This is a genomic window from Rhodothermaceae bacterium, from assembly GCA_009838195.1.
Classification (GTDB): Bacteria; Bacteroidota; Rhodothermia; order Rhodothermales; family Bin80; genus Bin80.
The window spans coordinates 1-14,282 of the sequence record VXSC01000015.1; the positions used below are offsets into that span (position 1 = coordinate 1).

Below are 14,282 nucleotides of genomic sequence, written 5' to 3' on the forward strand. Positions count from 1 at the left end.
CCAGACGGAGCGTTACCTCGGATGGATCATCGTCATCCAAGATCGTCAACGTATGAGCGTCTGGATCTGCTGCTGCATATCCCGTGCCGGACACCAGCGTCAGAATCACTGTCTCATCCGGCTCATCCTCGCTGTCGTCCGTAATCTCGATCGGGATGGTTACCGAGGTCTCGTGCGCCGACACCAAAACCGTCCCGGTAATGGTATAGTCCGAATCTTCGTCTGCCGTGCCGCCCAGCGTGTAGTTCAATGTAAAATCACTCGCAGGCGAAGGGGAAATGGTGATCCCAATCTCGTGCGTACCCGTATCTTCCAGCGCGCTCGATGCCGTCGAAGCAAAGTGGGCCGCCGGTTCATCATTATCCGTGATCGTCAACTCATGTTCGCTCGGACTTCCAACGCTGTACCCCGTGCCAGCCGTCAGTGTCAGAATCACCGTCTCGTCCAGTTCATCCAGTTTGTCATCGATAATCGCGACCGGGATCTCCACCGAGGTCGCGTTCGCCGACACCAAAACCGAACCGGTAATGGTATAGTCCGAATCTTCGTCTGCCGTGCCGCCCAGCGTATAACTCAACGTGAAATCACTCGCGGGCGAAGGATGTATGAGAACCTCGATCTCGTGCGTACCCGTATCTTCCAGCGCGCTCGATTCCACTAAAGCAAACCCGGCCGCCGGGGTGTCGTTGTCTTCAATCGTCAGCGTGTGCTCCTTCTGGCTTCCGACTGAGTATCCCGTGCCGGAGGTCAACGTCAGAATCACCGTCTCGTCCAGTTCATCCTCGCTGTCGTCCGTAACCACTACAGGGATCTTCACCTGCTTCGAGCCAGCAGACACCGAAACCGTCCCAGAACCGGTGATGGTATAGTCCGAATCTTCGTCTGCCGTGCCGCCCAGCGTATAGCTCAATGTGAAATCACTCGCGGGCGAAGGTGAAATGTCTACGCTCACAGTGTGCGGGCCATCCCCCTCCTTTACGCGGCCCGTCGCCGAAGCAAAGTGGGCCGCTGGAGTATCGTTATCCTTAATGGTCAGCGTGTGCTCCTTCTGACTTCCAACTGTATACCCCGTAGCAGGCATGAGTGTCAGGATCACTGTCTCGACAAGCTCATCCTCGGTATCGTTCGTAATCACCACAGGAATATCTACCGAGGATGTCTTTGCAGGCATGATAATCGTCCCGGAATTGATGATGGTATAGTCTACATCTTCGTCTGCCGTGCCGCTCAGCGTATAGCTCAATGTGAGGTCACTCGCGGGAGCAGAAGTAAGAGTCACGCGCACATTCTGCGTACCAATGCCTTCCTCCACGCTGCTACTTGAAGAAACAAAATTGACCTCCGGTGTATCATTGTCCTTGATTACAAGCGTATGCGCTATCGGCTGCCTGATTGTATACCCCGCACCGACACGCGTGCCAAAGATGATGTTCTCATTATTCTCAATATCGGTGTCATCTTTAATCATGACCGAGATATATGCCTGCTTAGAGCCAGCGGACACCGCAACCGTCCTGGGGTTTTCGATTTCATAGTCCAGACCTTGGGTTGCCGTACCCACAAATTCGTAGTTCAATGTGAAACCGGACACCGGAGGAGGATCAATGGTTACGAACACCCTGTACTCAGTATCAGCTTCATCCACACTGCTTTCGTACGAATCAAAACGGACCACCGGAACATCATCGTCATTGATCACAACCTTAGCCTCTTTGGGATCTACCGCATACACCGGCGCGTACGTTGGGGATACCAAGGTGAAGTCATCGATCGCCACCGTAAACGTCCTATACCCGCCGCCTGCATTATCCTTATGGGTCTGAATCTGCCCGCTACCGGAAGACTCACCCGCTTTGATTATGATTGAATCCAACGAAGTGTAGTCGCCAGGATCAACGGCCGTGTCTGTGGTACTGGCGTAAGGGTAGTGCAGCGGCACCTTCAGATCGCTAGACAGTGGGTACGAAATTACCGCTACGATCTTCGCCCGATCACCTTCCTCCACCACAGTTTCATCTGGCCCGAGGGTGATTGTCCGGGGAGGCCCCATATTTAAGTGCTGAAATAGACAACCGTAGGGGTCACGAGGTACGTTTGGGATTATTCCTTCTACGGATGATTGAACTTTCCAGCCTTTCTTTACATTTTCGCGAATTTTGAACTTAAACGGATCGGACTCGCTTGCCCCCGCCGGGATCGTGATCGTGACGTTATTCCCGCTTAGATAAGAATGAAGACGAGTTCCCGCGCCGAACTCAAGCTTAACTGCAATATCTTGTGTGTGCACAGGCTGAACTGTTGCCGTCACCGCCACCGAATCTCCACCAGCTGCCTCGCTCGGCGAAAGATTCAAACACACCTCCAGATTCGCATCGGGATCCATGATCATCGCTGGAGAGGGACTGCCAAACTCCAATCCCCGAGACAATTCATCCATCATCACCGCGAAGTTCCCGTAGTTTGTATCCAGAGGGGGCTGGGACCCGGTTATCGCGGCGTTTGAATCCTCTCCAAAGATCATCAAGGAATTCTGGGCATTCCCCTGAACATGTTTGAAATCGCGCAGATGGTTTCCCACAGATCCGTCTGTTGGATCTATAGGTGGCACGAAGATACTCGTGTTTGATCCCCCATGAGTGAACAATGGGAGAACTGAAGCAGGGCTGCGTTGGGAAAGGTCGCCTTCGCTCACTCGAATCGCTTCAAAAGCAGAGGTGCGCCGTTCAGCAGAAAGCATAACTGGGTCATGTACAACTTCCCGCTCACGTCCTTCCAGAGCCTGCAGATTCGGATTCAACAGGACTAAAGGATCCGTCACGTCGGTATGGAATTGAACGGTCGGCGTGTGAACCTGACCGAGTACCACAATGGGGGAAAACATCACCCAAAGACCAACGAAGTTCAGCGCATGCCGGACGCAGACCCTGAAAAGATTTTCTCCACCGAACAGGAAAATACCTACGATTATTTTTCTGCTATCCATTTCCCCTTTCATGATAGATGGACGAACGGCGTGCAACAGTATACGCAATTATCACCACAATACCGGGACATCCCATATGGAATCGTCTTTGGGGTTCGCCCACCCAATCATGAACCACTTCCACAAGAAAGAGGATAGAACCTCTATCACATTGATTTCTGAACCCAATCTGAAGAATCTTCGAAGTTCATGACACGCCCATTGTTCATCTCACCTTTCCGGCAGGATCAGTTCCGGTGGACAGATTCGCTGGAATTCGTTGAGATGGCATACGCAAAAGCAATGGTCCATTTTCTCAAAGTATTATAGCGTTTGCGGAGGGAAGCTTGAAGATAGACATTCAGAGGCCAGAGAATCAGACGGACCACCAAAGCCAGCATTGTGGACACTACGGCAATTCCCAGCCCTACCAAATCGGACGCTCCATGACGGCTACCGCTCATAAAGAGCACGAAGATGCCGAGCAGAGTTCCAAGCAGCCCTAGGCTAAGTGCAATGTATACCGCGGCCGTGATGTAACGCTCCGTTTCCTTGTACTTTTCGTGATCCAGTTCTATGAATCGGAAGGCGTAGTCAATCATCGCCGGGGCCGACCCTCCACGCCGAAACTCCTCCAGAATTAGATTCCCGGTCATCACAAATGGATTTCGGGCTTTACTCTGGCCAATTGCTTCCGAAAATGCTTCGGCGGAAATATTCTCGGTCTCAATCTTCAACATGGCTTTGCTACCGCGCCACTGCAAAAACTGCCGCACATACGCGGAAGTCAGGAGAAACAGTCCGATCACGAACAGGACCCCAAGCGGCCACTCGAAGCCCTGCGCATACTCAACAATATCCCACAGAGATGTAGGGAGAAGAGGTTCATCTACAGCTTGCCCCGAAACAAATGAGCTAGCGTCCTGTGCCTTGGTCAACAAAAATAGCATAAAGATTATTCTTAACGGATTTCAAAGGATTGTGTCTGGACAGATCGCACATCCAGAATTCGGGTATAGTCACTCAGATCTTCCTGTCCGAGCAGATCCATGAGTTCGACGCGATAGGTTCCTGGCGACAATAGCGCAGTGAAGCGTCCCTGCTGCGAAACCGCTGCACGGAGTACTTCAGAGTCATCCTGAAAGAAAATGACCACGGCTAGAGTCGGCGAACTCAGTGGTAGATCCTCCACGGATCCTTCCACGATCGTATTGCGATGGACGGGAATATCAATGTATTTGGTTTCTCCTGGATCAGACATGAAGCTGAAGGCAGTTCCAGTAGGCAGTTCCAGTCCAGAGCCCGGAATAGAGCGGGGATCAATCACGACTTGGTATTGGGTACTGGGCGCCAGAAAATCTGCCCGAAACATGCCGGATGCATTGGGTTCGGTTTTCGCACGTATCACATTGAGATCCAGACCGCTCACAGGGGGCTCGCCAGAATCCCACTGTCCGTCACGGTCAATATCCATAAACGGTCGCAGCAGTGCACTGCTCCAGAATTGGGAATGCCTGGAAAAAAGCAATCCACGGCTGAGCATCATTGATCCATACAGGCTCTGCTGGTTATAGGGATTCTCGGCATCAAGCACAGTGTGGCTTGAGAAGCTTGTCCACGGAGCATTCAGGCGGACAGAAAACGACGCATTCATACCTTGGGCAGGGTGATCATACCCGACACGAGCACCGATTGAGAAGGATCGATAGGAGACTTGAAGAGTCATCCCTGTGAAGTCTACCGATTCGTAGCGTCCGCCTTGTGCTTGAAAGCCGATTCGGCCACGTAGGCCTCTGGGCCGGATATAGTGGGTAAGTGAACCGCGCCACTCTATGCGGGTATCCGACGGTGCATCGGGACCGAGTTGGGTGATTCCATAACCGGCTGCAGAAGCAAGACTGATCCGGCGGGACAGCCGAAGATTTCCAGATCCATCTAAGCGCATAGAAGTGCTGCCGCCGAAAGATTCAAAGCGGGTTCCATTGAGAAACATGCTAAGCCTCCCAACATTCCACCCGGCTCGTCCCACAATACGCTGGCGATAGTAAGTCAGTCCCGGTTCAGTCGCAATAGCAGCCTCCGCCTGAAACTGAAACCGGTTTCGGAAAAATTCCAATGTGGCTCGCGCAGCGGGCAACGGATAGGCAACCTCTGCACTAAACATGGCAGAACCGGCAATGTTACTTGCCAGTCCGAAGGTACCCGTCTGCAGAGTGTCTGACCGGGTGTAACTGCCGAGCATCGTCAGATTTCGTGACAAACCGATGTCCACGCGAGCGCGGCCATAGGCAGTACTGTCAAACTGGTCCCGTCCGGCCTGAATATCCCAGTACATGGTTCCGGCCGGTAGCAGGTCTTCGGTAATCAACAGGAAGCGAGTTTCACGGGTCGGGGGGCCACCTGTGGCGGGAAGGATTTCCAATTCGGCACGCGAGGTGCCATAGTAGGCCGGAACGGAAAGTTGGTAGCGTCCCTGACCATCGGCCTGTACGCGGTCAGCAACCACCCCAGCGACGAGAGCGGACACCAGCGCATTCGGCTCCGCAATCCCAACCAGTTGTGCTTCCCGCTGCTGATGGCGTGTGGAAAGGGGGCGGTTACTCATCTGTATCCCCTCATAATCCTGACGCGCGGGCCACTGGTTCACACTGGCACGACCTACTCTGATCTGAGACAGATAGGCCGAACGCGGAAAATCAAGCATGTAACTGAACTGTCTCACGTTTAATTCACCATCATAGGAAGCCGTGCCGTTGGCACGAATCTGCCCCCAGAGTGCATTGGAGTGCACACTCAGGAATCCGTAATAGTCTGTGTCGAGCGTCGACCGTTGCGTGCGATTGACCCGGTAGCCGAACTGTGTGCCTCCGATAAAACGTCGCTTCCGCCCATAAAGCATGGGGCCGAGCGTCAGGGTCGGAGATAGAGGCTGGGGACGAAATGCATCGGCAAATAATTCCTGAGAAAGCCGGAGACTGAGACGAGTACGATCATAGATGAATGTCCCCTCAGGAAAAACCCGCTCAAGATTGGGCGGCGTCAAAAGAAAGCGATCTCCGCTGTAATAATAACCTCCAGTCGTGAGTGTGTCCACCTGATGTAGCTCATCTTCCAATTGTCGCAGGATAGTACCACGATTAAAGTCCACTTCGTAGACCGTACGACTGCTACGGGCCTGAACGACGGCCTGACTAGTATCCACGGCCATGCGAGCTTCTGTAAACACCGCGACCAGATCAATGAAGTAGGTCTCCTCCTGAGGATCCCAGTATGCCTGAATGGGACGAAGCGATGGAGAAGAGAGTGAACTGAGCACCCACGGGGACTCCTGCATTACCCGAATCGGCTGCTGCGCTTGGGCAGTCAAAGCCAGCAACAGGGCCGGGACGATCCAGCAAGCTTTATTCACTCTCATGCGATGCACTGTAATCCAAAATTAGTTCGGACTCTGCTCACGAATATTCCGAAACCGGTCCAGAAAGGTGGCGGCCTTGTCATTTCTGCCCAACCGGCGATACAAATTTCCAATCTCGCGCAGGTACGTCAATTGATCCTCACGCTCAAATTCATCAAACACCTCTTCAATCTCCGGCTCCATTTTTAATGCCTGTTCCGGGTTGTAGCGGGCCAGCTTCAACGCTTCAATATAAGCCTTGCCGGTATAGCGGCTTCCAGTCTCCACGACCTGCATCAGGTAAGTAAATGCACGGCCAGACTGCCCATCCCTGTGGTGCAAAAGCGCACGTTCAAACAGTGCCCCAGCATAAGCTGAACGAACATCGTCCTTGAACTCCCTATACGAAAAAGGTTGTAGGATCAGGGTATCGCGCTCGCCCAAGTCTCGCACTCGCTCCAGGTCAGGTGCAATATCCCGGATCGTATACCAGAGGATCTTCAGTGTGTCAAGTGCGGAGTCTTCAAATCCATGGCTATGGGAGAGAACGGCATGGTTGTAATTGGCCTCCCAGCGCGCCGCGGGACGTGTGAGTGCTGGAATTAACTCCTCCAAATCCGTGATGACCTCCACGGGCGAATCTGAAGCGGCCTGCCGCAAACTGTCAAAAACAATCCGATGGTGCAAATTGAAATAATCCCATTGCGCCCACACCAACTCCTGCCGGGTATAATCGAGTTCCTCAACAGAGTTCGCGTACTTCTGTGCCTGCATCAGTGCGCGGTAGGCTCCTTCTCCACTTCTGTTGCTGACAAACGAACGATAGGAACGCACGCTGTAGTTGAACATCCGCGCACTATCGACCTCGGCATTGTCAAACGAGAGCTTGGCATCTTCCAGAACTTTCTCGGCAGCTCGAAGCCACAGAGCGCCCCCCCCCGAAAAGTGTCCCAACTCATCCATTGCGTGAGCCATCTCGGCCCACAACCCATGCTCGTTGGCACGAAGCAACACCAACTCTCGCAGGATTGACAGAACCTGCTCCCATGCCTGCTGTTCTCGAAAATAGTTGGCTCGGATTGTATAGACCTGTGCCAGTTGATACCTTGACTCCTCATGCCGCGGATTGAGAAGTACCGCCTCCTCTAGCCACTCCTGCGCACTGGCCAACATGTCCTGTATCTGGATGCTATCCTGAGCGGCCCGGGCACGCGCCGCTTCGGTGAGCATATCCCGGGCCCCCTGAATCGCGCCTGTGAATCCAGTGGTATCCACGATCATATCTTCATCGGAGGAACCGAGGGTTGGGGGACCGACCGCTGCGGTCAAAATGCTCTCCGCATGTGCAATCAACTGTTGTCCTTGCAGATACCGCGTCTGGGCTTGTATTTCGGCCGATGCATGCACAAATGTGCTGTCAAAATCGCTCAACACCCCACTGACCACCAGCGAATCTACACCTGGCAGGGGGCCGGACACAAACAAAATCGAATCAGATTCATCTCTTGGATTGGGATCCTGTACCACCACGGGCCCGGTTCGTGCGCATCCAAAGAGCACCGTGGCCGCTAATAGCGGTAGCGCAAAGCACAGTACATATCTTCTTGTAGGGTCTTTCATGGAACTACTCCGCTTGTACTAAAAAAGTCGCATTCCTGCCGGCTTTCTGGATCACGCGATTGATCTCCAGTAGGTAGATGGCCGGTGCCAGTTGGTCAGCATGTACTTCGACGGTCTGAGTAAGCTGGGTGGCCACAACCATTTCGTAAAATTCCGGGGGGGTCAGCGGTTGCTCATCATTGGATTGATCCAGATAATAAAGTGCCCCCGTCTCGGTGACAGAGATCTGCAGAGGCCGAAGAACAACTCCGCTTTCAGTGATCTCTTGGCTCTGTGGCAATTCAATGTCAAATTCTGGCAACACAGCCACAGCGACTAGGGCAGCCAGAATAATTAACACAATATCCACCATAGACTCATCCATTTTCACTAGCCTCAATTTGTGGTCTCCACCATTTTAGAAAGATGTCGAATTCGCGGACCGCCTGCGGGCTCTGGGCCGAAAGCTCCTCCGTCTCCAAAAGCACCACTTCAGTACTTGGCGCACGTTCAACTACGCCTTCTTCAAAATAATTGATCCGATACTGCAAGGCCGGATCCACAAAGTAATAAATGTCATCCCCATCAATCCATGCCACATGGAGTGTCCGGGTGATCGGAGAATACATCATCTGTAGATGATAGATTTTGCCCCCGATAAGCACGGATTCATTGACGGTCAAATCTCTGGGCTGTTGTTCAAAGTGTGCCCGGATGGGCCGGTCTAATGAATTCAGGCGATCCTGCATCCATCGCACTACGGCATTCTCTCGATCAATCTCCTTTGGACTCAGCGAAACGCCATCCTGTTCGCCAAATAAAGATTCTACGAGTCGCTCCGGCCGTTCGGCTCGGGTGGTCAGGTCCGCCTGTGGCCCACCATTTCCACTACTAAGTTGGCCATCGGACCGTACAACACCCCCGGAAGCGATGTTCGGCTGCAGAACCCAAGTCCCTCCTCTTTGCTGCGGAAACAGGTCTGCATTGAGGTCTCCTGGACGACTGTCTCCCAGTAGGTCCACTCCTCCCTCTACTCCAAAGTCCAGCCCCACATCCGACAGGAGAGCCACCGATTCGGTCTGGCCCCGGTCAGGTAATGTTACGTCTTGATCTAAGTCATCTGGCGCGAGTGACTCCGTAAAGGCGGACAATAAACCGTCAAAATCATCCAAGCTGGTCTCTGGTTCCGACCGGTCCTCCTCCACGGGCTGCTCTGCCGATTCTTCTTCTTCCTCCTCGGCCGCCTCCGCCATTGCAATCCCCTCCAGCATGATCAAATCCAGTGACCGATCTACCCGCTCGCGGCTGGGCACGGGAACCACATTACCGGCCAGAAAAAAGAACGCCACTAGTATGACAAATACGGCCATGGTGAGGGTGCGTCCGCGATTGTCTGTCTCTTCAGATAGTATATTCACCACTTCAGTTGCTTACAGTACATGTCCAGCCATTGAGTTCACACAGGTCAAGCATCGTGACCAACTGTTGTACGGTCGCCCGGCCTGCAGGAACGAGTACAAACACAGCACCTACACTGGTCTGCACAATCTCATGCAAACAAAGCTGCAATAGCCCCGGTTCGTCCAGTTCACAAAACGACTGTATACCGTTTTCTACCCGGAAATGTCCTCCCTCATTAAAATGGACGTTGAAGACGGCCAATTCCGACATTGACTCGGACGGTTCCTCCACATCTCCCGGCAGTGCTACATTGCTCCGGGGCGCAGTTTCTGTCAAAATCAAAAACCCCACCAAAAGTACAAAGCCAAGGTCAATAAACACCATTAAGTCCGTTCGTTCTTCCTTCATCTGCGTTTATTCGCACACCCTGGATGATATCTGTGCACTAGTTGTAGACGATTCAACTATCACGCAGCCGTCAATATCTAGAAACGTTCGAATCTCCGGCTGCTTATGAGCCACTAGCATCACCGGTTCACTCTCTGGAGGCTCAATACACTGCGACACCCCTGGCAAAAACCGCCACATGGCTTCATCAAAGCCCCAGAATGTGATCCGAACATCTTCGCCCTGCCGCGATATATATCCCTGAAAATCTCCATCCGAATAATAGCTCTGGATCGTCTGGATCATAGAACTGGCCAGTGCTTTTTTGGGATCAGATTCGTTTTCCGCCTCTTCACTCAACAGGTCAGCATATTCTCGGATCGTCACCAGGTTGTAGTCCGTGGACAACCCCTGCGTACTGAGTGCATCCGCCATTTGTCCCGACAGGTAAGCACCTAACTGAAACTGCTCTTCTGAAGGATAAAGCACCATCACATCATTCGATCCGAATCCATCGCGGGTAATGTCATAAAACAGCGCATGAGTAAAGTCCGGGTCCTCTGGAAGAATGAACTGCTCATCTAGCAGCTGCTGGATAAATCCCACATCAAGCATCTCCACGACCGGAAGAACCCGCTGGGTTACGTATCCATCTTGCCCAAGTGTAGGCATCCCTGTGAAAAGCGCCAGACTACTGAGCCAAAACATCCGCAAGAGTGGTCTGCATAAACTGGAAATCATGGATCTAAAAATCTGATGGAATATGAACATCGGAGGGTGACCTTTGATTTGGGGTAAGAGACTCAAATCGCAGAGTGAACCCATCCACATCCGTAGACTTGAGTGGAATGCGGACGCGACTGCGTGTGTAGACTAGTAGCTCAGATCGTCCAAGCTCATCGCCCGAGTCGTCAGAGACGATCACCTCGCCATAGAACGGGATTGTGGCAGTCTCTATCAAAATCACTACGGCTTCGTCTGCCGTGGACTCCACAGATGCCCGAAGCACGGCCGGACCCGGGCCAGGAATATAAACGCCAGGTGCCTGGAATGTAATACGGGCCGCTTGTACCGAGGTGGGCGATTGAGTTTGATCAATAAACTCACGGGACGTAACCGTGAAATTGAACTGCCCGGCATACCCGCGCGACTGCATCTGTGCATGATCAGGAATGGCATAATGCACCGGTTGGCTCTCTCCCGGAGACAACAGTATGATCCTCGGATACACTGTCACATGTGCAGAAAGATCTCCCTGTGAAACCTCTTGATCGGTCACCCCTACTGAGAACCTTTCCTCCCCCTGCGCCTCGCGGTATCCAAATTCGGTAGAAACCTCCACCTCCATTGGATAGATGGACGGGTTCGTGAGCTCAAACGTACCTGTCCGGTTTAGGTGATCCAGGATGGCCACCTGGGGCTGGATGCTGATGTGCTGCTCCCACCCTAAGGAGGCCATTGGAGATTGGGCAGCACGAAACCGGACACCATCCGGTCCCAAGAGAACCACCCGACGCTGCGGCTCTACCGTCAGTTCCACTGGAACCGTATGCAATTGATCCAGCCCGTTGACGGTCAACACGATCGAAACCCTTCCGGAATATACTCCCGGCTCAGCCTGTGCCAGTGCTATCGTCCCCCCAATACGTAACACATGACAATCACCTGGCTCCAGCAAGGTTTGCACGATCCGACTAGCCTGGGCATTAGCGGCGAACATAGTACAGGATGGCGAATAGGCAATGCGGGGCAGTAGTGCTAGTTCTCGGCCCGAGTCTACATGACGCAGTACCGCTGATTGGAGATGCTCTACAGAAACCGTTACACTGTCTCTGGCCTGGATCATCATCCGACCCACATTCGATTGCTCCATTTCATACACCATCCCCGAGAGTTGTTGCGTTGCCGGATCCATCGAAACCTCCCCGGCTGGGTGCGCTACTCCAAAATCCAACGCGGAACTACTGACTTCCAACTGCCCCTCCGGTTCCTCAGACGGGTCAAGTACGATGACATCCACCGATGCCTCGGCTGAGATTGCATGCTCTGCGGAGACTGTAACCGTGTAGGGATAGTTACGCGAATACGAGCGTTGACTCAAAGGTACATCGAACAATGGACTTCCTGTCGAAGAGTCCGACAGGCGTTCCGTTGGCATCCACTGCCATGCATACTCAAGCGCCAAATCTTGATCGTTGGTCACCGAACACATAATCCGTTGGGGAGGCATCCCGACTGTTACCACTACCTCCTCGGGGCAATCCAAAGAAAGCACTGGTCGTTTGAGGACGATGATCTCCACAGATTCCGATTCAGAAGCGTCGTAAAACGGCGCACTCACCTGGATGTTATATTTATAGGTCTCCTGTGCAGCAACAGACTCAGGGGGCTGAAAGATGGGTGGGGCACCGGCGGCACCGGCAATCAGGCGATCCTCGGGTCCCTCCTGAAGCTGCCATGTCCACTCGGGATCAGTCACGTCAACATTCGAAATAACACACTCCAGAGGGTAATCCGGATCCCCAGCATATAATTCAATCGGACTAGTGCATCCCAGTGCAAGTTTGCCCAGATACTTCTCTACTGTCACGGTCAGCGTTGTTGGATTTTGCGGAGGATCGGTATTCTCCGCAGACGCAGTGACCTGATATGTGTATTCGACCGTTGGCGGATCCTGATCTTCAGGAACGTTGAAGACCGGCATCCCACTATCAAGATCTCCCGACAATAGGCCCAAACCATTCTCCGAGTCCCATGTCCATTCATATTTCAGTGGTTGATCCCGGTGAGGCATATCAAGGGACGGCGTGCATTCAAGTTTCAGCGGTGGATCACCCGTACGGACCTGTGCACTCTCACATGCAATCGAAATGTCTGGCTTTTCTAGTATCTTGATATCAACTGTTTTCCGTGCAACGCCCCCCCCGTCACTTTCGTCAGCCGTTACTATCAATGAAAAAGACCAAGATACGTCCGTATTCACCTCTTCCAACTCCAACAAAGAAAATTTGACAACACTAGGCTTCATATCATCGTCAAGAATTATGCCATCCAGTAACGGCTCCCAGGGCGTCGCGCCCAATGCACTCCATATCCAAACCAGTTTTTCTTGAACCTCCCCTTCCACTTCACAAGAAACCGTCAGTTCAGATACCGCTGCACCCTCATACTCCACATATGACAATCCTCCCGCGTCCGAATCACAGTCAAGATCAAGATCCAGAGGAATACTAGCTTGCCGAACCCTCACCACAAAATCTGCTTCCACCACAGAACCACCCTCCGCACCAAACACTCGGGTCGTTACCGTGAATGATGTATCCCGGCCCACCTCTGGAATCGGAATCATGGGCCAGTCGCTGTGAATTCCCAGTGGCATGAGTTCCGAGAGGATCTGGATTCGGGCAGCCTCCCCTCCCGTAACCGAGCACGGAACTTCTATCTCTCCTCCCCCCTCATCCACCATTACATCCTCACATAAGAGTTTTGGCGTACGATTTACCACGTGGAGTTCTATCCGCTCGGAAACCAAGTGCCCAGTACCAGGCATCTCAGCAAATATCTCCAGGATCTGGACTGATGCCGCACCTTGAATCTCCGGAGCGCGAATCGCATATTCAAACGATCCATCACCAAGAATCTTGGTCTCGCTGTATGGGGGCCAATCAAACTCAACACGATATTCCAATAGGCCACCCGACGGATGCAATCCGGTACACGGAATCTCAACCAGTTCTCCACTGCCCACCGTAATCGGAGATCTGCATCGTAAAAACGGGACCCTGTCGGACACCGCATCATCTGCACCAGCCAACTCTTCCCTGCTACCCGTCCAGCTTCCCTCTATCCTCATTCTATCCAGATCGATCCATCCCCGTTCTCCCAGTCTCCTATCTTTTATCCTTCCAGATCCAGATCCCTGGCTTTCCTGTACGATAATCATGACGAACGCCTGATCCAGGAGTTCTCCCTCGCCATCGAAGGTCAGTCGCTCATACCTCAACTGCAAAGGTAGTTCCACATTCACGGGTGCATGAAATTGGGGAGAGGCTACATCTACGTCACTCAAATGAGTCAGCCAAGACGGGTCCGAGCTGGTCCATCGATACGTGTTTCCTTGAGTCTGCCCCCCGCAGTCAATTACCACGGTGGTTCCTGAAGTCACCCGCAAGTTTGACTGGCACATCTCTAAACGGGACTGTGCAAAGGCAATCACCGCAAAAAACATCCCAAACCAAATACACAAAACAACTCTCATCTTCTGGATAGTTTTCATTCTCCCTGATTATTGGATGAGCAGTATACTGACATACAAAAACTAAACATTCTTAAATTGCCCCCTTTTTCGTCCAGTATGAGTTATTAACCTCCTTGCATGGGAAGACTGGACTATGGGGTATTTTGACGATAGATAGATTATTAAGTTCCGACCGGAAAGCAACAGATAAGTCCCAGACTGAGCGAAGAGAAATGTAACGATTTGTCAGCTGCTCCCACTAAGTCGTAACTCCCCGTAAAATGGGATGTTCTGCTTTTGTT

At 52.5% G+C, this 14,282-nt stretch carries 9 protein-coding genes; all 9 read right to left on the reverse strand.

The features are described 5' to 3' along the window. The coding region (locus F4Y64_02995; GenBank protein ID MXX96565.1) for a hypothetical protein at window positions 1-2,995 on the reverse strand (2,995 nt) is incomplete at its 3' end. A gap of 215 nt (window positions 2,996-3,210) precedes the next feature. Then, window positions 3,211-3,912 carry a hypothetical protein gene (locus tag F4Y64_03000; GenBank protein ID MXX96566.1) on the reverse strand — a complete coding sequence of 234 codons (702 nt, stop codon included), beginning with the start codon at window positions 3,910-3,912 and terminating at the stop codon, window positions 3,211-3,213. A gap of 11 nt (window positions 3,913-3,923) precedes the next feature. Continuing rightward, entirely contained in the window at window positions 3,924-6,377 is a 2,454-nt protein-coding gene (locus F4Y64_03005; GenBank protein MXX96567.1) for a hypothetical protein, read from the reverse strand. Window positions 6,378-6,398: 21 nt separating this feature from the next. Continuing rightward, window positions 6,399-7,976 carry a hypothetical protein gene (locus tag F4Y64_03010; protein ID MXX96568.1) on the reverse strand — a complete coding sequence of 526 codons (1,578 nt, stop codon included), beginning with the start codon at window positions 7,974-7,976 and terminating at the stop codon, window positions 6,399-6,401. Between the two features lie 4 nt (window positions 7,977-7,980). After that, a complete protein-coding gene (locus tag F4Y64_03015; GenBank protein ID MXX96569.1) occupies window positions 7,981-8,340 on the reverse strand; it encodes a hypothetical protein in 360 nt (119 codons plus the stop codon). Next, window positions 8,333-9,373, reverse strand: a complete 1,041-nt coding sequence (locus F4Y64_03020; protein MXX96570.1) for a DUF2125 domain-containing protein — start codon at window positions 9,371-9,373, stop codon at window positions 8,333-8,335. The genes F4Y64_03015 and F4Y64_03020 overlap by 8 nt, the downstream gene beginning before the upstream one ends. A gap of 4 nt (window positions 9,374-9,377) precedes the next feature. After that, on the reverse strand, window positions 9,378-9,764 hold the full coding sequence (locus F4Y64_03025; GenBank protein ID MXX96571.1) for a hypothetical protein: 387 nt from the start codon (window positions 9,762-9,764) through the stop codon (window positions 9,378-9,380). 6 nt (window positions 9,765-9,770) lie between these two features. Then, window positions 9,771-10,415, reverse strand: coding sequence for a hypothetical protein (locus tag F4Y64_03030; GenBank protein ID MXX96572.1), 645 nt, complete (start codon window positions 10,413-10,415; stop codon window positions 9,771-9,773). 73 nt (window positions 10,416-10,488) lie between these two features. Continuing rightward, window positions 10,489-14,019, reverse strand: a complete 3,531-nt coding sequence (locus F4Y64_03035; protein ID MXX96573.1) for a hypothetical protein — start codon at window positions 14,017-14,019, stop codon at window positions 10,489-10,491. Between the last annotated feature and the right edge of the window lie 263 nt (window positions 14,020-14,282).

Bases quoted from the DNA above. Each gene is read 5' to 3' on its own strand.
- F4Y64_03025 (MXX96571.1), bottom strand. From the start codon at position 9,764: ATGAAGGAAGAACGAACGGACTTAATGGTGTTTATTGACCTTGGCTTT.
- F4Y64_03030 (MXX96572.1), bottom strand. From the start codon at position 10,415: ATGCCTACACTTGGGCAAGATGGATACGTAACCCAGCGGGTTCTTCCG.
- F4Y64_03015 (MXX96569.1), bottom strand. From the start codon at position 8,340: ATGGATGAGTCTATGGTGGATATTGTGTTAATTATTCTGGCTGCCCTA.
- F4Y64_03000 (MXX96566.1), bottom strand. From the start codon at position 3,912: ATGCTATTTTTGTTGACCAAGGCACAGGACGCTAGCTCATTTGTTTCG.
- F4Y64_03035 (MXX96573.1), bottom strand. From the start codon at position 14,019: ATGAAAACTATCCAGAAGATGAGAGTTGTTTTGTGTATTTGGTTTGGG.
- F4Y64_03005 (MXX96567.1), bottom strand. From the start codon at position 6,377: ATGAGAGTGAATAAAGCTTGCTGGATCGTCCCGGCCCTGTTGCTGGCT.
- F4Y64_03010 (MXX96568.1), bottom strand. From the start codon at position 7,976: ATGAAAGACCCTACAAGAAGATATGTACTGTGCTTTGCGCTACCGCTA.